Annotated in this window: 16 protein-coding genes; 10 read left to right on the top strand and 6 right to left on the bottom strand. The window is 72.8% G+C overall.

What is annotated here, in order from left to right:
* Position 1: 1 nt before the first annotated feature.
* Positions 2–2,302 carry a LuxR C-terminal-related transcriptional regulator gene (locus AB0K15_RS31260; RefSeq protein ID WP_364058392.1) on the bottom strand — a complete coding sequence of 767 codons (2,301 nt, stop codon included), beginning with the start codon at positions 2,300–2,302 and terminating at the stop codon, positions 2–4.
* A gap of 584 nt (positions 2,303–2,886) precedes the next feature.
* Here AB0K15_RS31260 and AB0K15_RS31255 point away from each other — a divergent pair.
* Together AB0K15_RS31255 and AB0K15_RS31250 are read left to right on the top strand one after the other, a co-directional pair.
* Entirely contained in the window at positions 2,887–4,455 is a 1,569-nt protein-coding gene (locus AB0K15_RS31255; protein WP_364058389.1) for a phosphodiester glycosidase family protein, read from the top strand.
* A 264-nt stretch (positions 4,456–4,719) separates the two neighbouring features.
* Positions 4,720–8,352 carry a discoidin domain-containing protein gene (locus tag AB0K15_RS31250; RefSeq protein ID WP_364058385.1) on the top strand — a complete coding sequence of 1,211 codons (3,633 nt, stop codon included), beginning with the start codon at positions 4,720–4,722 and terminating at the stop codon, positions 8,350–8,352.
* A gap of 63 nt (positions 8,353–8,415) precedes the next feature.
* Here AB0K15_RS31250 and AB0K15_RS31245 read toward each other — a convergent pair whose 3' ends face one another.
* The gene (locus tag AB0K15_RS31245; protein ID WP_364058382.1) at positions 8,416–8,904 is read right to left on the bottom strand and encodes an SCO family protein; all 489 of its coding nucleotides are present in this window, start codon (positions 8,902–8,904) and stop codon (positions 8,416–8,418) included.
* Positions 8,905–9,110: 206 nt separating this feature from the next.
* On the opposite strand from AB0K15_RS31245, the gene AB0K15_RS31240 reads away from it, so the two are divergent.
* On the top strand, positions 9,111–9,572 hold the full coding sequence (locus AB0K15_RS31240; protein WP_364058379.1) for an HD domain-containing protein: 462 nt from the start codon (positions 9,111–9,113) through the stop codon (positions 9,570–9,572).
* Positions 9,573–9,579: 7 nt separating this feature from the next.
* Here the strand turns inward: AB0K15_RS31240 and AB0K15_RS31235 are convergent, their stop codons facing one another.
* Positions 9,580–9,882 carry a hypothetical protein gene (locus AB0K15_RS31235; RefSeq protein ID WP_364058376.1) on the bottom strand — a complete coding sequence of 101 codons (303 nt, stop codon included), beginning with the start codon at positions 9,880–9,882 and terminating at the stop codon, positions 9,580–9,582.
* A 125-nt stretch (positions 9,883–10,007) separates the two neighbouring features.
* On the opposite strand from AB0K15_RS31235, the gene AB0K15_RS31230 reads away from it, so the two are divergent.
* Together AB0K15_RS31230 and AB0K15_RS31225 are read left to right on the top strand one after the other, a co-directional pair.
* On the top strand, positions 10,008–10,652 hold the full coding sequence (locus tag AB0K15_RS31230; protein ID WP_364058704.1) for a helix-turn-helix domain-containing protein: 645 nt from the start codon (positions 10,008–10,010) through the stop codon (positions 10,650–10,652).
* 320 nt (positions 10,653–10,972) lie between these two features.
* On the top strand, positions 10,973–12,205 hold the full coding sequence (locus AB0K15_RS31225) for a cytochrome P450 (protein WP_364058373.1): 1,233 nt from the start codon (positions 10,973–10,975) through the stop codon (positions 12,203–12,205).
* On the opposite strand, the gene AB0K15_RS31220 is transcribed toward AB0K15_RS31225, so the two are convergent.
* Positions 12,195–12,755 (bottom strand): TetR/AcrR family transcriptional regulator, encoded by a 561-nt coding sequence (locus AB0K15_RS31220; protein ID WP_364058371.1) that lies wholly within the window; start codon positions 12,753–12,755, stop codon positions 12,195–12,197. The genes AB0K15_RS31225 and AB0K15_RS31220 overlap by 11 nt on opposite strands.
* A gap of 111 nt (positions 12,756–12,866) precedes the next feature.
* Here AB0K15_RS31220 and AB0K15_RS31215 point away from each other — a divergent pair, with 111 nt between their 5' ends.
* From AB0K15_RS31215 to AB0K15_RS31200, 4 genes are all read left to right on the top strand, one after another.
* Positions 12,867–13,715, top strand: coding sequence for an SDR family NAD(P)-dependent oxidoreductase (locus tag AB0K15_RS31215; protein ID WP_364058369.1), 849 nt, complete (start codon positions 12,867–12,869; stop codon positions 13,713–13,715).
* A gap of 106 nt (positions 13,716–13,821) precedes the next feature.
* Entirely contained in the window at positions 13,822–14,208 is a 387-nt protein-coding gene (locus tag AB0K15_RS31210) for a YciI family protein (RefSeq protein WP_364058366.1), read from the top strand.
* Between the two features lie 16 nt (positions 14,209–14,224).
* On the top strand, positions 14,225–15,451 hold the full coding sequence (locus tag AB0K15_RS31205) for a DUF6596 domain-containing protein (protein WP_364058364.1): 1,227 nt from the start codon (positions 14,225–14,227) through the stop codon (positions 15,449–15,451).
* Positions 15,448–16,317: a hypothetical protein gene (locus AB0K15_RS31200; RefSeq protein WP_364058361.1), complete on the top strand. Its 870-nt coding sequence runs from the start codon at positions 15,448–15,450 to the stop codon at positions 16,315–16,317. Before AB0K15_RS31205 ends, AB0K15_RS31200 begins: the two co-directional genes overlap by 4 nt.
* A gap of 148 nt (positions 16,318–16,465) precedes the next feature.
* On the opposite strand, the gene AB0K15_RS31195 is transcribed toward AB0K15_RS31200, so the two are convergent.
* Together AB0K15_RS31195 and AB0K15_RS31190 are read right to left on the bottom strand one after the other, a co-directional pair.
* Positions 16,466–17,053 carry a TIGR03086 family metal-binding protein gene (locus tag AB0K15_RS31195; RefSeq protein ID WP_364058358.1) on the bottom strand — a complete coding sequence of 196 codons (588 nt, stop codon included), beginning with the start codon at positions 17,051–17,053 and terminating at the stop codon, positions 16,466–16,468.
* Positions 17,054–17,120: 67 nt separating this feature from the next.
* On the bottom strand, positions 17,121–18,221 hold the full coding sequence (locus AB0K15_RS31190) for an ionic transporter y4hA (protein WP_364058355.1): 1,101 nt from the start codon (positions 18,219–18,221) through the stop codon (positions 17,121–17,123).
* 154 nt (positions 18,222–18,375) lie between these two features.
* On the opposite strand from AB0K15_RS31190, the gene AB0K15_RS31185 reads away from it, so the two are divergent.
* The gene (locus AB0K15_RS31185; RefSeq protein ID WP_364058352.1) at positions 18,376–19,338 is read left to right on the top strand and encodes a TIGR03557 family F420-dependent LLM class oxidoreductase; all 963 of its coding nucleotides are present in this window, start codon (positions 18,376–18,378) and stop codon (positions 19,336–19,338) included.
* Positions 19,339–19,344 lie beyond the last annotated feature (6 nt).

Here is a 19,344-nt window from a genome sequence, read left to right as displayed (position 1 = left end):
CTCAGCCGCGCCGCTGCGCGAGCCACGCCGGGATCCGGCTGCGCGAGCTGAAGCCCAGCTTGCCGAGTATGTGGTCCACATGGGACTCCACCGTCCGGCGGCTGATCACCAGCCGTTGCGCGATCTCCTTGTTCGTCAGCCCCTCGGCCACGAGCTCGGCCACCTCGAGCTCGCGGCTCGTGAGCTCCGGCTCCGACGTGTCCCGGACGGGCGTGACCCGAGCGGGCGGGGCGACATTTTCACCGAGCAGGTGGGCGAGCGCGGCCTCGAACCCGGTCGACGCCTCGACACCGAGCTTGAACGCCGTGCGAAAACGGGCATCACCCAGGGCTTCCCGCACCTCGCGCTCGCAGGCGGCGTGCTCGTCGATCATGCGGCCCAGCCCGAGCATCGCCTTGCCGCCGACGAGCGGCCACACGCGGTTCGCCACGCCGAGGCGCTCGGCCGCCAGCTCGGTCCGGCCGGTCGCGGCGGCGGTCCACGACAACAGCTCCACCGACAGGGCCGCCCCGAGGATGTCGTTGAACAGCCGTGCCGTGCGAAGTCCGCGCAGCAGCCCCGTTTCCGCCGCCTCGTGCTCGCCGAGCATCCACTGCGCGAGCGAACGCGCGTACAGCAGGTGCGTACGGGCGCGGAGCTCACCGGTGGATTCGCACGCGGCCAAGCCCTCGTCCGCGACGGTCACCGCCGTCGCCGGGTCACCGCCCCACGCCTCGGACTGCGCCACCGTGCCCAGGCTGAGGACCTTGATGCTGGTGTAGCCGGGAATCGCGGCGAACCGGGTGTTCGCTTCGCGGAACAACGCCGTGGCGGTGGCGAAATCGCCCTCCAGGAAGCGGCACGCGGCCGTGAGCATCTCCGTGTAGCTGAGCACGACCTCGTCGCCGCTGCGGCGGCCCCACTCCTCGGCCTCGCGGATGAACGGCAGCGCCGCGCGGGGTTCGCCCATCAGGCACGCGGCGTACGCGCTGATCCACAACGCCCGCGCGCGATCGCGGCTCGGCCGGGGGTTCACGCCCAGCGCCCGCGCGAGCCACAGCCGCCCCTCGGTGAGATGCCCGCAGTGCAGCCAGAAGAAGTGCAGCGCGACGACGAGGTCGAGGCCCGCTTCGAACCGCTCCGGCGTGCCCAGGTCGTGGTCGAGCGCCGTGCGCAGGTTGGCGTGGTCGCGCCGCACCGTCGCGTAGACCTCGACCTGGCCGGCTCCCGTGTCCCAGTCGCTCTGCGCGCGCCCGGCCAGGCGGTGGAAGTACTCGCTGTGCCGGTCGCGCAGCGCCCCTTCGCCGCCCGTTTCGGCCAGCTTCTGCCGGCCGTACTCACGGATCGTCTGCAGGAGGCGGAAGCGCGTCGGCGCCCGGTTGGCCGAGGTCTGCACGATGGACTTGTCCACGAGCCCCGCCAGCAGGCCGAGCACGTCGCCGGCTTCGATGCCGTCGCCGGAGCACACCTCCTCCGCCGCGGCCAGGTGCAAGCCGCCGGAGAACACCACCAGCCGTGTCCACAAAACCCGCTGACGCGGCGTGCACAGCAGGTAGCTCCAGTCGATCGTACCCATCAGCGACTTGTGCCGCTGCGGCGCGACCGGGTTGGGGCTCAGCAGCTGGAAGGTGTCGTCGAGCCGGTCGAGCAGCTCGTCGATCGCCAGGGTGCGCAGCCAGACGGCCGCGAGCTCGATCGCGAGCGGCAGCCCGTCGAGGCGGCGGCACACCTCGACGACGGTGGACCAGTTGGTGCTGTCGAGGGTGAACCCGCTCGATACGGCGGCGGCCCGTTCGGTGAACAGCGTTACCGCGTCCAGGCCTATGGCGTCGGCGAAGTCGTGGACTTCCGGCACCGCCAGCGGCGGCACCGAGTAGACGCGTTCTCCTTCGATGCCCAGCACATGCCTGCTGGTGGCGAGGATCCGGAGATCCGGTGCGCGCGCGAGGAGGTCGCGTGCGAGCCGTGCGCACGCTTCGGCGAGGTGCTCGCAGTTGTCGAGCACGAGCAGCGGGCTCTTGTCGCGCAAGTACTCGGCGAGCCGGCCCGGCGGGTCCTCGTCGGCGTCGCGGATCCCGAACGTCGCGGTGACGGTCTGGGCGAGCAGCGCGGGATCGTGGAGGTCGCCCAGCTCGATCAGCCAGACGTCGTCGGGGAACGTGTGCGCCACCTGGTCGGCGACGCGCACGGCGAGGCGGGTCTTGCCGACACCCCCGGCTCCCGTGAGCGTGACGAGGCGCCCCGCGGAGAGGAGCCTGCGGATCTCGACCAGTTCCCGCTGCCGGCCGATGAAGCTGGTCAGCTCCGCGGGCAGCGTCCCCATCGAGACCACCTCCACGAGTTGCAGTGAGAGTACGTCTCGCGGTGGCCGATGTCAGATTGGTCCGTTTTACCCCGGGCGGCACTGGACCCCGTACCACGTCGTGTGCTCCGTGGTACGGGGTCCAGCGGGTCGGCTCACTCGATCGGGGGGAGAGTGAGGACCTCCTTTCCGCGGCGGCGGGTTTCCTTTCAGGCAGCCAGATCCGTTGCGGGCGGTCTGGTGTCCGGTGCGGGGGAGTGCAACGCTTCCCGGTCACGCCCGGCCGGCTCGCAGCCGGGGCGCCAGGTACCCACGTGCGTCCACTGGCGGCCCCACCAGTGACTGATGAGGACCGTGGACCGGAAGCAGACCGGGCACGGCTGGCGAAGGGAGTCGATCGCCATGGGGGCCTCCGTGTCGGTGGTGCTTCGTGCTCTCCCAGAGTCGCGGCCCGAGCCCGCCGGCACATCGGGAGTCCTACGGAGAAACTACGTACGTATCCGGTTCGGCAGAGGTTCATCGCCGCTCCAGCCTCCGGACAGGTCCGGGTCGACCGCGCCGGGTGGACTCACCCGGATCCGCTTGAGGCAAGGGAGAAACCCACAGTGTTCACCTCGTCACGCGCTCGGCGCGTGCTCGCGGCAGCCGTCGTCGTCGCAGGGGCGGCGGCGGTCCTCACACCGGCCGCCGACGCTTCGGTGCCCGGTCCCGCCGGCTACACCTGGACCACCGACGTGCTCGCGCCGGGCGTCACCGTGCGCACCGGTGTGCTGAGCCGCTCGGCCCACCCTCCGTTCTGGACGGTCACGATCACCGCGCCGGCCGAGAACATCCTCACCGGCGCCGCGACGACCGCCGAGCTCGGCACGGTGGCGTGGGCGCGTGACACCGCCGCCCGGCTGCAGGCCGCGGGTTACCCGGCGCGGCAGGACACCGTGCGGTGGCCCGGCTTCTCCGACACCCCGCACGGCGTCGAGGGCGTGCGCGTGCGCACCGGCTCGTACCCGACGCAGGCAGCGGCCACCGCCGCCGCGTCGACCCTCAAGGCGGCCGGGTTCAGCGCCGTGGCCGAGTGGACCGGCTACGACGCCGACTCCGCGCCCGACGCGGAACGGGTGCACGTCGCCGTGATCGACCGCGGCCGCTTCCACGGCAGCATCGAGGCGACGCACGACGGCACGGTGGCGCAGCGGGAGACCACGTCGTCGATCGCGGCGAAGACCGGCGCGCTCGTGGCCGTGAACGGCGGGTTCTTCGTGACCGCCGACGCCGACGGCTTCCAGGGTGTGCCGGCCGGGCTCGCCGCGTACGACGGCAAGCTCGAGTCGCAGTCGTCCGGCGCCCGCGCGGCGCTGGTCCTCGGCCACCGCGGCGACGTGTCCATCGAGAACCTGACCTCCACCGTGACGCTGCGCTCCGGTGCGGCGGCCCACACGGTCGAAGGCGTGAACCGCAAGCCCGGTGTCGTGCGCGACTGCGGCCGGTCCGGCCTGACGCCGACCACGAAGCCGCGGCAGGACTTCACCTGCACCACCGCCGACGACCTCGTGCTCTTCACCGCCGAGTTCGGTGCCGCCCTGCCGGCCGGCGCGGGCACGCAGGTCACGCTCGACCGCACCGGCCGCGTGCTCACCGTGGGCGCGCGCGGCGGCGCGGTGCCCGCCGGCGGTTCCGCCGTGCAGGGCATCGGCCCGGCCGCCGAGTGGCTGGCCGCCCACGCCGTCGCCGGCCGCCGGCTGACCGTCGACGAGCGCGTGCGCACCGCGTCGGGCCGGCCGGTCGACCTGCGCGCCGGCGACGGCATCGTCAGCGCGGCACCGGTGCTGCTGCGGCACGGCCGCCAGGCCATCGCCGCCGCCACCGAGGGTGTGCTCGACCCGAAGGACCTGTCGTTCGGCTACGCCTGGGCCGAGCAGCGCCAGCCGCGCACGATGGCCGGGCTCGACGCGCGCGGCCGCCTGCTGCTGGTGACCGTCGACGGCCGTCAGCCCGGCGTGAGCGAAGGTGTGACGATCGAGGAGGGTGCGCAGCTGATGCGCAGCCTCGGCGCGGTCGACGCGCTCAACCTCGACGGCGGCGGCTCCACCGCCATGGCCGTCGCGGGACAGCTCGTGAACCACCCGTCGGACGCCACCGGCGAGCGCCCGATCGGCGACGCGGTGCTCGTGCGATGACCCGTCCGGCTGGGCGCGTCCACTCCGCCCGGACGCGCCCAGCCGGACAAACCGGGCACCGCACCTTCCCCCGCAGCTCTTGACGAGCGGGGCCCGCCCGGCCTCCGACATCGATGTCATCACGGCCGATTCTTGTCTCTCTTGTCTTCTTGACGGGCGGCTGAGCGGCCGGGAAGCTTCCTGGCAACGTTGTCACCCGTCGACGTCGACGCCTGCGGTCCCCGCGTCACGTGGACGGGTTTTGCCTCGAGAGCGGGAGATCCCATGACGTTGGACCAGAGCGGCGCGCCGGGCGCGGATTCGGCACTGTCGCGCCGGGGCGTGCTGGCCGCCGGCACCGGGTTGCTGGCCGGGTTCGGCCTGACGGCGGTGCTGCCCGGCGTGGCTTCGGCGGCGCCCGCGTCGCCCGCGGTCACCGACGGGCACACCTCGACCGACCTGGCGCTGTTCCGCCCCGTGCAGGTGTCCTCCACCGACTACGCGGCCACCCCTGCGGAGTTCGCGGTGGACGGCCTCGCGCAGGTCGGTGTGCAGGGCTCGGGCTGGCGCGCGGCCGGCGGCGGCTCGCAGTGGATCATCGTGGACCTGCAGGGACGCTGCCAGGTCGACTCCGTCGTGCTCACGTTCGAGGCCCGCCCGGGCGACCCGGCGTTCGACCCGACCGCCTCGCGCAGCAACACGAAGGGCACCGAGGTCCAGTCGAGCTACGCGACCGTGTTCGACCTCGACGTCTCCCAGGACGGCAAGTCCTGGCGCACCGTCTACGCCACCGCGCAGGGCACCGGCGGCGTCGTGACCATCCCGCTGAAGCCGGCCGTCACCGCGCGCTGGATCCGGCTCACGAGCTCCGCCGGCTCGACCACGAACCCGTTGGGGCTCAACGGGTTCCAGGTCTACGGCTCGACCCGCGACAACCGCCCGGCGGTGCGCGGCTGGACGTCGTTCCCGGTGCGCGGGCACGACAACCCGCCGGCACTGGCGGTGGCCGCCGACGGCTCCGTGCCGCTGGAGTCCGGCTGGGTGCTCACCATGCAGGACTGGGCGCCGAGCACCGACGGCGCCGTCCTTTCGGGCACCGCGGTCGACACGCGGGGCTGGCTGCCGGCGTCCGTGCCGGGCACCGTTCTCGGCTCGCTCGTGGACCAGGGCCAGCTGCCCGACCCGGTCAAGGGCATGGGCAACATGCACATCCCGGAGGCCCTGTCGCGGCACTCCTGGTGGTACCGCCGCACGTTCTCCGTGCCGCGCGGCCTCGACACCTCCGCGGGCCGGCACGTGTGGCTGGAGTTCGACGGCGTCAACCACGAAGCCGACATCTGGCTCAACGGCGCCCACGTCGGCAACCTGGCGCACCCGTTCGGCCGGGCCGCGCTCGACGTCACGGCCGCGCTGCGCCGCACCGGTGACCAGAACGTCGCGGTGAAGATCGCGCCGATGCCGTTCCCGGGCAGCCCGGGCGACAAGGGGCCGGCCGGGCAGTCCTTCGTGGACGCGGGTGGCACGATGTTCGCCAACTCGCCCACGCTCGTCGCGGTGTCCGGCTGGGACTGGATGCCCGCGGTGCGCGACCGCGCGTCCGGCATCTGGAACCACGTCCGGCTGCGCTCGACCGGCGCGATCGTGGTGGGCGACACCCGGGTGGACACCAAGCTGCCCAACCTGCCCGCGACCGACGTCGCCGAGGTGAACATCACGGTCCCCGTCCGCAACGCCGGTTCGGTGGCGCAGCGCGTGAAGGTCACCGCGGCGTTCGACGGGATCTCGTTGTCCAGCACGGTCACCGTCGCCCCGGGTGAGGAGGGCGCGGCCGTCTTCGCGCCGTCGGCCTTCCCCGAGCTGCGGATCAAGAACCCGAAGCTGTGGTGGCCCAACGGCTACGGTGACGCGACGCTGCACGACCTCACCGTGACCGCCGCCATCGGCTCCGCGGTGAGCGACCGCAAGAGCCTCAAGTTCGGCATCCGCCAGATCACCTACACCTACGACGTGCCGATCGTGCCCGTCGACGGCGTCGCCGCCCAGACCGTGGACTTCGCGCCGCAGCGGGCGCAGTACGTCCGTGTCCAGTGCGACAAACGCGCCACCGGCTGGGGTTTCTCGCTCTGGACGATGTCCGTGGTGGACAGTGCGAACGCCGGCACCGACCTCGCCCAGGGCAAGACCGGCACCAGCTCCACGGTCGCCGACGGCAACCCGCCGCAGAACGCGTTCGACGGCGACCCGAAGACCCGCTGGACGTCGGAGTACGCCGACAACCAGTGGCTGCAGGTCGACCTCGGCGCCACGACGTCGTTCGACCGCGTCGTGCTGGCGTGGGAGACGGCGTACGCGCAGACGTTCCGGATCCAGGTCTCGGCCGACGGCGACAGCTGGACCGACGTGGCGTCGGTGGACAACTCCGCGAAGCCGCTGACGTTCATCGTCAACGGGGTCAAGGTGTTCTGCCGCGGCGGCAGCTGGGGCTGGGACGAGCTGCTGCGCCGGATGCCGCCGGAGCGGGTGGACAACGTCGTCGCGATGCACCGCGACATGAACTTCACCATGCTGCGGAACTGGATCGGCTCCTCCTACCGCGAAGAGCTGTTCGAAGCGTGCGACCGCTACGGCATCCTCGTGTGGACGGAGTTCTGGGACGGTTTCTCCACCGACCCGGCCAACCATGACATCTTCCTGGCCCAGGCCAAGGACACGGTGCTGCGCTACCGCTCCCACCCGTCGGTCGCGGTGTGGTTCGGCTGCAACGAGGGCACGCCGCCGACGGTGATCGACCAGGCGCTGCGCGAGATCGTCACGGAGAACACGGACCTGCTGTACCAGAGCAACTCCGCCGGCGGCGTGATCACCGGCGACGGCCCGTACCGCTGGCTAGACCCGAAGCAGTACTTCACCGGTGAGGCCACCGGCGGCAAGGCCGGGTTCTGGAGCGAGATCGGCATCCCCACCGTGTCGGTGGTGGAGAGCATGCGCAACCTCGTCGGCGACGGCGACCCGGGCTGGCCGATCGGCGCGCCGTGGTTCCTGCACGACTGGTCCACTCAGGGCAACCAGTCGCCGCAGACCTACCTCGCGGCGATCGACGCCCGGCTCGCGCCGTCGTCGAGCCTGGAGGAGTTCTGCCGCAAGGCGCAGTTCGTGAACTTCGAGAGCATGCGCGCGATCTTCGAGGCGTGGAACTCCAAGCTGTGGAACGACGCCACCGGCGTGCTGCTGTGGATGTCGCACCCGGCCTGGCACAGCACGGTGTGGCAAACCTACGACTACGACCTCGACGTCAACGGCAGCTACTACGGCTCCCGCAAGGGCTGCGAGGCGCGGCACGTACAGGCCGACCTGACGACGTGGCAGGTGCGGGCGATCAACCACACGCCCGACGCGATGAGCGGCATGACCGTCACGGCGCAGCTGCACGGGCTCGACGGCAAGCCGCTGGGTGCGGCGCAGACGCAGAAGGTCGACGTGGCCCCGATCTCGGGCACCGCCGCGTTCACGGTGCCGTTCGGCGCGGACCTGCCGGCGCTGCACCTGCTGCGCCTGACGATGACGGACTCGCACGGCACGGTCGTCTCGGAGAACACGTACTGGCGCTACCAGGCGGACACGGCGATGCGCGCGCTCAACCAGCTTGGGCGCACGCAGCTGTCCACCAGCCTCAAGTCGGCGGGCAAGGACGGTTACACCGCGACGATCCGCAACACCGGCCAGACCGTGGCGGCGATGGTGCGGCTGTCGCTGCGCGAGAACAACGGCAAGGACCGCGTGCTGCCGACGATCTACGGCGACAACTACTTCTGGCTGCTGCCAGGGGAGTCCCGCACGGTCACGGTCGCGCCGCGGCGGTCCGTCAAGTCCCCGCGGCTGCAGGTGGAGGCGTACAACGTGCCGGCGAAGCTGAGCTGACTCCCGGTTGCCGGGGCCGGCTGCAGGGCGTCCCCGGCAACCGGTCCCCGGTTTCGGGTCCGGTCAGGCGAGGGTTTCGCGCAGCCGTTCGGTGAACGTCCTGTCGTCGAGGCCGTCGGTGAGGTGCGTGGCGTAGGCGCCGTCGGGGTCCAGCACGTAGGTGATGGCGGTGTGCGGCACCGCGTAGCCGTCGGGGTCCACGGGATCGTCCTTGCGGCGCGCGAAAACCCGGAAGGCGCGCTTGGCCCGCTCGATCTGTTCGGGCGTGCCGGTGAGGCCGGTGAAGCGCGGGTGGTCGCCTTCGAGGTAGGCGCGCACGACCTCGGGACAGTCGCGCTCCGGGTCGACGGTGATGTACAGCGGCCGCACCTTGTCGGCCGACGGCCCCAGCTCGTCCAGCGCGGTCGTGAGGCGGCCGAGCGCGCGCGGGCACACCATGCGGCAGTGGGTGAAACCGAAGAGGACCGTGACCCACTTGCCGCGGTAATCCCGCTCGGTCACGGCCGTGCCGTGGTGGTCGACGAGGCTGAAGGTGGCGTCGATCGGCGTCACGCCGGTTCCTCCTGTCGTGCTGGTCTGTCGCGCATCGCGACGCTACTCCGCGGCGCCCCGCACTACCCTGGTCCGGTGGCCACCGAGGCGCTTCACCGCGCTCTGACCGATCCCGGCGACCCACCCGTCCGGGCGCTGCCACCGGCGGCGGCGGAAGTGCTGGCGGCGTTCGAAGGCCCCCGCGCCTGGCTGCCCACCTGCGCCTGGTGCACGACGTCGCGTGGGACCTGACCGCCTGGCTCCTGCGGTCGTACCCGACGGTCGAGTTCGACCGGGCCGCGGTGCTGTTCGGTGCCGCGACCCACGACATCGGCAAGGTCCGCCACCCCCGCGAGCTGTCCGGGCCCGGCTCGGACCACGAGGCGGCAGGCTACGAGCTGCTGCTCGGACAGGGCATCGACGAGCGCCTGGCGCGGTTCGCGCAGACTCACGGCTGCTGGGACCGGCCCGGGACCGAACTCGAGGACCTGCTGGTCAGCCTGGCCGACAAAGTGTGGAAGGCCAAACGGATCCCGGACCTGGAGCGGCTCGTCGTCGGCCGCCTCGCCGAGGCCTCCGGCGAGCAGGCGTGGCAGACGTTCCTGAAGCTCGACGAAGAACTCGACCGCCTGGCGACGGGAGCCGACCGTCGACTGGACTTCCAGAACCGGTATCCCGTGGCGGCGTAACCGCTCGTCAGCCGAGGCGGTGGATCACCGGGAGGATCCGGAAGTCGACGGTCGCCTGGTCGATCATCGCGTGCACGGGGGAGCCGGCGAGCTCGGTCATGATGCCGGCGGCGCCGGCGCGAGCGTCGGCGCCGCCGTCCCACCCGACGACGTCGACGACGGTGCCGTCCTCGTCGTGGGTGATGCGCCGCCAGCGGAAGCCGGGGCGGGTCTTGAGGTAGGCGTCCACGTCCTTGTTCATCGCGACGAAGTCGGCGCCGCCGAAGTCGCCGGCGAGGTGGAACGTGGTGATCTCGAGTGCTTCGGTCATGGTCGCCTTCCGGAGGGGGTCGCCACCCACCGGTTTGAATTCAAGCGCTTGACTTAACTCGCGAAGATCCGGTTGACTGTTCACGAACCGCAGGCGTGACGTGGGGAGGAGCAACAGTGGCCGGAGTGACCGGGAAGGCGATCCGCGCGGAGACGACGCGGGAGCGGATCCTCGCCACGGCCGAGCGGCTGTTCGCCGAGCACGGCGTGTACGCGGTGTCCAACCGTCAGATCAGCGAGGCCGCGGGCCAGGGCAACAACGCCGCCGTGGGCTACCACTTCGGCACGAAAGCCGACCTCGTCCGCGCGATCGTCCGCAAGCACGCCGAGGGCATCGAGCTCACGAGGGCGCGCATGGTCGCGCGGGTCCCCGAGGACGCCGGCGTGCGCGACTGGGCCGAGTGCCTGGTGCGGCCGGTCACCGAGCACCTGGCCGCCCTGCGCGCCCCGACGTGGTTCGCGCGTTTCGCCGCGCAGGTGATGACCGATCCCGCGCTGCGCGGGATCATGATCGAGGAGGCCCTGAGCGCACCGGCGCTGCACCGCATCCTCCACGGCCTCGACACCTGCCTGCCCCACCTCGCCCCCGCCGCCCGCACCGAACGCGACGCCATGGCGCGCCTGCTCATGGTCCACACCTGCGCCGAACGCGAACGCGCCCTCGCCGAAGCCACCCCCACCCCGCGCCCCGACTGGTCCACCGCCGGCACGGGCCTCGTCGACGCGATCGTCGGCCTCTGGCTCGCCCCGGCGACACCCGATGCCCGCTGACGCACACCCCGGCCGCGCCGGCGCACGACTGCTGGGGTGCCCGGGCAAGCGCCCGAACCCGGCACGCGCACTCGCCCGCCGGGGCGCCGGCTCGCCACGGTTGACGGGACGGCAACCGACCGCCGGGGACAGGCCCGCCGGCCGTGCCTGCTCAGGTGCGTGCGCCGGGTCGCCGCGACAGGCGCCGCAGCCCCGTGCGTCGTGGGCCCGGGTCAACGCCGCCGCTGCCCTGCACCCCGGCCGCGGCGCACCGCGAGACGGCTGACCACACAGCACCGTCCACTTCAGACCGAAGAACCCCACCCGACGCGGAGGAACGCATGACGAGCACGCTGGACCAGGCCACCCCGGGCGCCGACGAGGTGCCCGGCTTCCCCATGGCCCGGGCGGCCGGGTGCCCGTTCGACCCGCCGCCGCGGGCGCGTGAGCTGCAGGAGGCCGGGCCGCTGGCACGGGTACGGCTGTGGGACGGCAGCACACCGTGGCTGGTGACGCGGTACGCGGACCAGCGGGCCCTCCTGGCGGACGCCCGGGTGAGCGCGGACATCACGCGGCCGGGCTACCCGAGCCCGGCGCCGTTGCCGCCGGGTGGGTCGGCGATCAGCTTCATCCTGATGGACAACCCGGAGCACGCGCGGTTGCGCCGGATGGTGACGGCGCCGTTCACGGTGCGGCGGATCGAGGCGCTGCGGCCGGCGGTGCAGAAGATCGTGGACGACTCGCTCGACGCGATGCTCGCCGGGCCGAACCCGGTGGACCTCGTGGAGGCGTTCGCGCTGCCGGTGCCCTCGCTGGTGATCTGCGAGCTGCTCGGCGTGCCGTACCGCGACCACGACTTCTTCCAGGCCAACAGCAAGGTCATCATCAAGCGCGACGCCGACCCGGCCGAGCGCGCCGCCGGGCACGCCGCGCTCCTGGGGTACCTCGACGAGCTGATGGGGGAGAAGCTCGCCCACCGGCAGGACGACCTGCTGTCCGGGCTCGCGGACCGCGTCGAGGCCGGGGAACTCACGCGCGCCGAGGCCGCGCAGATGGGTGTGCTGCTGCTGATCGCGGGCCACGAGACCACGGCCAACATGATCGCGCTCGGCACGCTGACCCTGCTGCGCCACCCGGACCAGCTCGCCCTGGTCCGCGAGACCGACGACCCGGCCGTGATCGCCGGCGCGGTCGAGGAACTGTTGCGCTACCTCACGATCACGCACAACGGCCGCCGTCGCGTGGCGATCGAGGACATCGAGATCGCCGGCGAGACGATCCGCGCGGGCGAGGGCCTGATCATGGCCAACGACATCGCCAACCGCGACGAGAGCGTCTTCCCCGACCCCGACGGGCTCGACGTGCGCCGCCCGGACTCGCGCCGGCACGTGGCGTTCGGCTTCGGCGTGCACCAGTGCCTCGGGCAGCCGCTCGCGCGCCTGGAGCTGCAGGTCGTCTGCAACACGCTCTACCGCCGCGTCCCGACGCTCGCCCTCGCGGCCGGCCTGGACGAGATTCCGTTCAAGCACAACGGTTCCGTGTACGGCGTGTACGAGCTGCCCGTCACGTGGTGATGCGGAGCCCTTCCAGCACGACGTCGAGGTAGGGCTCGGCGGTGCGGCCCGTCGCCGGGTCCTTCGGCAGGGCACCGACGAGGGTGAGCACCTGCGTCGGCGTCACGTCGGGCCGCACGTGGCCCTCGGCGCGGGCACGGTCGAGCAACGCGGCGAAGCTCGCCTTCATCGGCGCGCACGTCGTCGCGACCGGGGAGCCGTCGTCGGCCAGCCCGTTGCCGACGTGCCCGCTCAGGCCCGGGTACTCGGTGGCGGCGCGGTCGTAGAGCCGCAGCCACTCCGGGAGCCGGGCGGCGCCGTCGGGCGCGTCGAGCAGTTCGCGGGCGCGCGCGGCGAGCAGATCGGCGCTGTCGCGCATGATCGCGGCGAACACGTGCTCGCGCGACGGGAAGTGCCGGTACAGCGTGCCGCGTCCGACTCCCGCCTCCTGCGCGACGACCTCCAGCGGTGCGTCGGTGCCCAGGCGCGCGAAGACGTCCTTCGCGGCTTCGAGGAGCACGTCGTAGTTGCGGCGCGCGTCGGCGCGCCGGCGTTTGGCCGGACCGGTCACGCCCCGAGTGTATCCGGACGCCGTGTCCGCTATCACCGTGACAACCGGACGCGGTGTCCATATCGTCGGCGACAGGAAACGGACACGACGTCCGGATGGAGAGGAGATCCCATGGCTCCCGTGATCGCCGTGGTCACCGGCGCGAGCCGCGGCGCCGGCAAGGGCATCGCCGTGGCGTTGGGCGCGACCGGCGCGACCGTCTACGTCACCGGCCGCAGCGCGAAAGCCGGCGACTCGCCCCACGGCGGCACGGTCGCCGGCACCGCGGCGCTGATCGACGAGGCCGGCGGCACCGGCGTGCCCGTGGTCGTGGACCACGCCGACGACGAGGCGGTCGCCGAGCTGTTCGCCCGCGTCGGGAGGGAGCACGGCCGGCTCGACATCCTCGTGAACAACGCGGCGAAGGTCGGCGAGCCGATGCGGCCCGGCGGGTTCTGGGCCAACCCCGTCGAGGCGGCCGACCTGATCACGGTCGGCCTGCGCTCGCACTTCGTCGCCGCCTACCACGCCGCGCCGCTGCTGCTGGCCAACGGCCGCGGCCTGATCGTCCACACCGGTCACTACGGCGCGGTCTCCTACCACCAGGGCCCGGCCTACGGCGCGCAGAAGGCGGGCGCGGACAAGATGGCCGCGGACATGGCCAAAGACCTGCGCCCGCACCACGTCGCCGCGGTCTCGATCTGGATGGGCGGCCTGCGCACCGAGCGCGCCGAGGCCCACCTCGCGACGCTCCCGCCGGCCGCGCGGTCGGCCGTGCCGCGCGAATCCCCGCAGTTCACCGGTCGGGTGATCGCCGCGCTCTACGCCTCACCCGACCTGATGGCCCACTCCGGCCGCGCGCTCATCGGCGCGGAGCTCGGGGCGCGGCTCGGGGTCACCGACGTGGACGGCACCGTCCCGCTCAGCCGCCGCGACGAGCTCGGCGCGCCTCCCGAGCCGCACCCGTCGCTGCTCGGCTGACGGGCCGGGAGAAACTTTTCGCCACCTTCGTCGCGCCCTGTCGAGTTACGGTCGGGCTGTTCGTCATCCTCTCCGGACGACCTGGACCAGATGAGGCGGAGGATCCGTGCAGTACATGCTGCTGATCTACAACTGCGTACGCCCCGAACCGGGCGACCCCGGGTTCGAAGAGGCGGTGGCGCGGGTGAACGCGTTCGCCGACGAGTGCCGGCGCCGCGGCGTGTGGGTGGAGGGCAAGCCGCTGCAACCGGAGTCGACGGCGACCACCGTGAGCGTGCGGGACGGGCGCACGTTGATCACCGACGGCCCGTTCGCCGAGACCCACGAGCACCTCGGCGGGTTCTACCTCTTCGACTGCCGCAACCTCGACGAAGCCCTCGAGCTCGCCGCGCTGTGCCCGATGGCGGAGGAAGGGTCGATCGAGGTGCGGCCGGTCGTCGGGATCCCGGGGGTGGGCCACGCGCCGGTCGACGCGGCGGTCCCCGCTGAGTGAACCGGCGGCCGCCGCGGTGGAGCGGGTCTACCGGGCGGACCGCGCGCGGATGCTCGCCGCGCTGATCCGCGTGCTCGGCGACTTCGAGCTCGCGGAGGACGCGCTGCAGGAGGCGTGTGCGCTCGCCCTGCGCAAGTGGGCCGCCGTGCCCGACGACCCGGTGGCGTGGCTGCTCACGGCGGCGCGCAACACCGCGATCGACCGGCTGCGCCGCGCCCGGCTGGGCCGGGAGAAGCTCGCGGTGCTCGGGGTCGAGCCGGAGGTGGTGCCGATGTCCGACTTCTCGGACAGGCGCCTGCTCGAAGTGGGCGACGAACGGCTGAGCCTGATCTTCACCTGCTGCCACCCGGCGCTCGCCGAGCCCGCGCGGGTGGCGCTGACGCTGCAGGCCGTGGTCGGGCTGACGGCCGGGCAGATCGCGCGCACGTTCCTCCTCGGCGAAGCCACGCTCGCGCAGCGGCTGGTCCGGGCCAAGCGCAAGATCCGCGACGCCGGCATCACGCTCGAAGTCCCGCCGGACCACCTGCTGCCCGAACGGCTCGCCGGCGTGCTCGCCGTGGTGTATCTGATCTTCACCCAGGGCTACACCGCCGCGGCCGACTCGCCCGAGCACACCGCGCTGCGGCAGGAGGCGATCCGGCTCGGCAAGCTCGTGGCCACGCTGATGCCGGACGAACCGGAGGCACTCGGCCTCGTCGCCGTGCTGCTGCTGCACGATTCGCGCGCGGCGGCGCGGCACGACGGCGAAGGCGACGTGGTGCTGCTGGAAGACCAGGACCGGACGCGGTGGGACCGGGCCGAGATCGCGGAGGCCCTGGGGCTGCTGGACCGCGCGTTGCGCCACGGCGAGCCCGGCCCGTACCAGGTGCAGGCCGCGATCGCGGCGCTGCACGCGCAGGCGCCGTCGGCCGAGCTCACGGACTGGGCGGGCATCGCGGGCCTGTACACGCGGCTGCTGGAGCTCACGCCTTCGCCCATCGTCGCGCTCAACCACGCCGTGGCGGTCGCGATGGCGCAGGGCCCGGCCGCCGGGCTCGCGCTGATCGAGCGGATCGACGGGCTCGACCAGTACCACCTGATGCACGCGGCGCGCGCGGACCTGCTGCGCCGCCTCGGCCGGCGCGCCGAAGCGGCCACCGCCTACCGGCGCGCCCACGAACTCGCCCACACGCCGGCGGACCGGCGGTTCCTCGCCCGCCGCCTGCTCGACCTCGACGCGCTCGACCCCGGGGAGACACCGTGAGACTGTCCATTCTGGAGCGCGGCCACCGCCGGCGCGTGAAGCTGTTCCTCTCGGCCACGGCCGCCGTGTCCCGAGTGGACAGTCCCCACATCGTGCGGACGCTGCTGTACCGGCCGGAGTTCTTGACCCGCGCCCTGCTGGACCTCACGGCACCGGCCATGCGCGGCCCGTCGTCCTGGACGGCCGCCGAGCGCGAGTACCTGGCGATGGGCACGGCGAAGCTGCACGAGTGCCCCTTCTGCATCGTCACCCACGCCGAGCTCACGCGCATCGCCGGCGCGGGCGAGGTCGATCCGGACGAGCCGGCGTCCGCCCGCCCGGAACTGCGGGCGGTCCGGGCCTTCCTCGACACCGTTTCGCGGCCGGGCGGCGAGCCCGACGCGTCGCTGGTCGCCGAGGTGCCCGCGCCGGCCGTGCTGGAGGCGCTGCGCGTGAACCTGGTGTGGGACGTGGTCAACCGCCTGGCCAACGCGTTCGGCTTCGTGCTGCGCGACGGCCAGCTCGAGAGCGGCACCCAGGCGCTGCACCGCTTCGGCTACCGCTTCCCGGGCTTCCTGCTCTCGGGCGGCACGAAGACCGACCACGGCGACGTCGTCGAAAACCTCCGCCACGTGGTGGTCGAGGGGCGCGGCGTCACCGACCGGGCCCTGCGCGCGGCGCTCGTCGCGGGCGATCCGGTGGCCGAGCCGTGGCAGACCTACGCCGACACCGTCCGCACGGCGTCCTCCCGCGTGACCGACGCCGACGTCGCCGCGCTGCTGGCCGCCGGTCACACCGAGGACGAGGTCTTCGAGGTCACGGCCGCGGCCGCGACCGGAGCCGCACTGACCGCGTTCGACCGGGGCCGGAAGGCGCTCGGAGCGTGATCCGGCGGCCGGCTGCTGGGCCTTGACCTGGCACGGCAAAGACTTCGCGGTACGGGATCGCATTCGCCGGTGCCGCACCCGCGGCCGGGAAACCCCGCGGCCGCGAGCCGGTGGGTGTGTCCATACCGGACACACCCACCGGCCGGCGTCACGCGGCGACGGGCTCCCACGCGGCCCGGCCGAGGAAGGCCAGCATCCGCGTCTGGTCGTCCGAGCCGGGCGGCGGGGTGAGTTCCGGGCCGAAGAAGCCGGGGGCGCGCACGGCGTGCGCGCGGGCCCAGTCGAACGCGGCCGTGACGGTGGCGGGGTCGAGGCGCACGTCTGCGCCCAGGGCGTGGCCGATGTCCCACGTGTGGGCCACCAGGTCGGTGGTCAGCAGGCTCACCACGGCCGCGACCGGCACCTCGCCGAGGCCCGGGATCGTGGTGGTCCGCGCGAGCGCCTCGGGGGTCAGCGCGGCGAGGCAGGCCGCACGGGCTGCGCGCCAGCTCGTGAGCGGGTCGTCGCCCGCGAGGGGCGCGGGATGGGGTGAACCGGGTGCGCCCGAGCGGTCGGCGTAGTCCTCGCCGGTGGCCCAGGCACGCAGCTGGTGCTGGCCCCACACCGCGTGGCCTGCGAGGTCGCGCACCGACCACTCGGGGCAGGTCGAGCGCGCGTCCCGGCGCTCGGCGGGCACCGCGGCGAGCACCGCGTCGAACCCGTCCTGCGCCTGCCGGTACAACGCCAAAGTGTCCATTGTCCGTCCTTTCGACGAGGTCCTTGCACCCCGAGGACGAACGGACCGGGCCTGACTCGACACCCGATCACGGGCTTGCGGCAAGGAACACGAAGGCCGCCAGCAGCGCGAGGTGGACGCCGCCCTGCAGGCGCGTCGCGCGCCCCGGCACCACGGTGAGGACGCCGACCACGACGGTGATCACCAGCAGCACGATCTGCGTGGCGTCCAGGCCCAGCAGCAGCGGACCGCTGAGCCAGATCGAGGCGAGCGCGATCGCGGGGATCGTGAGGCCGATGCTCGCCATCGCCGAACCCAGCGCGAGGTTCAGGCTCACCTGCACGCGATCGCGCCGCGCGGCGTTGGTGGCGGCGAGCGTCTCGGGCAGGAGCACGAGCAGCGCGATCACCACGCCGACGAACGACTGCGGGAACCCCAGCGCCGCCACGCCGGCCTCGATCGCCGGCGATTCCACTTTGGCCAGCCCGACCACCGCCACGAGCGCCACCAGCAGCAGTCCGAGGCTGAGCAACGCCGTGCGGGTGGTCGTCGGCTTCGCGTGGGAGTCCTCTTCTACCACGGCGCCTTCGTCGTCTATCGGCAGGAAGAAGTCGCGGTGCCGCACGGTCTGCGTGACCACGAAAAGCCCGTAGAGGATCAGCGACGCGAGGGCGGCGAACCCCAGCTGCCCGGGAGAGAACTCCGGGCCGCTGCGGGAAGTCGTGAACGTGGGCAGGACGAGGCTGAGGGTGGCGAGCGTCGCGACGGTGGCCAGTGCGGAGCCGGTGCCCTCCGCGTTGAACACCGTCGTCTTGCGCCGCCACGCGCCCACCAGCAGTGAGAGGCCGAGGATGCCGTTGCACGTGATCATCACGGCCGCGAACACCGTGTCCCGCGCGAGCGAAGCCGTTTTCGGGCCGCCCGAGATCATGAGCGTGACGATGAGCGCCACCTCGATGACCGTGACGGCCACCGCCAGCACGAGCGACCCGAACGGCTCGCCGACCCGGTGCGCCACCACCTCCGCGTGGTGCACCGCCGCGAGCACCGCGGCCGCCAGCACCACCGCGACGAGGATCACCGGCACCGTCCCGAGCACCCGCCCCCACGTCACGGCCAGCACGACCACCGCGACCGCCGGGGCGATCGTCGTCCACCGCAACCAGGGAGAACTCGTCCGGGAAGCCATGAAAGGCAGCTTCGCAGATCGCACCGGGAAACGCGCCCGGAGCGCGCCGCGCCGGGTGACGGCCGGTTTCGGCCGGTGCGGCACGGGCAACTCCGGCGGAGGAAGGGTGGACCGGCGGCGGTTCACCGCGACTCGTCCGAACGGGGGACACCGCATGCGCATCGGGTACACGTTGATGACCGAGCAGGCCGGGCCGAAGGAACTGGTCGCCCACGCGGCGGGGGCGGAGCGGGCCGGCTTCGACTTCGAGGTCTGCAGCGACCACTACTCGCCCTGGCTGGCGGAGCAGGGGCACGCGCCGTACGCGTGGAGCGTGCTCGGCGCGGTGAGCCAGGTGACCGAACGGGTGGACCTGATGACGTTCGTGACCTGCCCGACGATGCGCTACCACCCGGCCGTCGTCGCGCAGAAGGCCGCGACGATCCAGCTGCTGTCCGACGACCGGTTCACCCTCGGCCTCGGCGCGGGGGAGAACCTCAACGAGCACGTCACCGGGCAGGGCTGGCCGCCGGTCAACGTGCGCCACGACATGCTCGCCGAGGCCGTGCAGATCATCGGCGGGCTGTTCGACGGCGGGTCGTTCAGCTACGAGGGCAGGCACTTCCGCGTGGACTCCGCGAAGCTGTGGGACCTCTCGCCGACGCGGGTGCCGATCGGGATCGCGGTGTCCGGCAAGCAGTCCGTGCACCGGTTCGCCCCGCAGGCCGACGTGATGATCGCGGTGGAGCCCGACCCGGCACTGTGCGGCGAGTGGGACGCCACCCGCCTCGGCCCGCCGACCCGCAAGGTCGCCCAGCTGCCGGTGTGCTGGGATCCCGATCGCGACGCGGCCGTCCGGCGGGCGCACGACCAGTTCCGCTGGTTCAGCGGCGGGTGGAAGGTCAACTCCGAGCTGCCGGGTCCGGCCGGCTTCGCGGGAGCCACGCAGTTCGTGCGCCAGGACGACGTGGCGGCGGGGATCCCGTGCGGTCCGGAGGCCGGGCCGATCCGGGACGCGGTGCGGCAGTTCGCGAATTCCGGCTTCACGGATCTGGCGCTGATCCAGGTCGGCGGCGACCGGCAGGAGGAATTCCTGGCGTTCGCGGAGAAGGAGCTCTTGCCGGCTCTGCGGGAGTAGCGCCGG

Source organism: Amycolatopsis sp. NPDC049253 (assembly GCF_040678995.1).
In the GTDB taxonomy this organism is placed as follows: Bacteria; Actinomycetota; Actinomycetes; order Mycobacteriales; family Pseudonocardiaceae; genus Amycolatopsis.
Note: the sequence above shows the minus strand (reverse complement) of the source record. Positions and strands in the feature narration are given on the sequence as shown.

What these genes read in the sequence shown, in the direction of transcription:
- AB0K15_RS31185 (WP_364058352.1), top strand. Translation starts at nt 18,376, where the DNA reads ATGCGCATCGGGTACACGTTGATGACCGAGCAGGCCGGGCCGAAGGAA.
- AB0K15_RS31215 (WP_364058369.1), top strand. Translation starts at nt 12,867, where the DNA reads ATGGCTCCCGTGATCGCCGTGGTCACCGGCGCGAGCCGCGGCGCCGGC.
- AB0K15_RS31260 (WP_364058392.1), bottom strand. Translation starts at nt 2,302, where the DNA reads ATGGGGACGCTGCCCGCGGAGCTGACCAGCTTCATCGGCCGGCAGCGG.
- AB0K15_RS31195 (WP_364058358.1), bottom strand. Translation starts at nt 17,053, where the DNA reads ATGGACACTTTGGCGTTGTACCGGCAGGCGCAGGACGGGTTCGACGCG.
- AB0K15_RS31250 (WP_364058385.1), top strand. Translation starts at nt 4,720, where the DNA reads ATGACGTTGGACCAGAGCGGCGCGCCGGGCGCGGATTCGGCACTGTCG.
- AB0K15_RS31225 (WP_364058373.1), top strand. Translation starts at nt 10,973, where the DNA reads ATGACGAGCACGCTGGACCAGGCCACCCCGGGCGCCGACGAGGTGCCC.
- AB0K15_RS31190 (WP_364058355.1), bottom strand. Translation starts at nt 18,221, where the DNA reads ATGGCTTCCCGGACGAGTTCTCCCTGGTTGCGGTGGACGACGATCGCC.
- AB0K15_RS31235 (WP_364058376.1), bottom strand. Translation starts at nt 9,882, where the DNA reads ATGACCGAAGCACTCGAGATCACCACGTTCCACCTCGCCGGCGACTTC.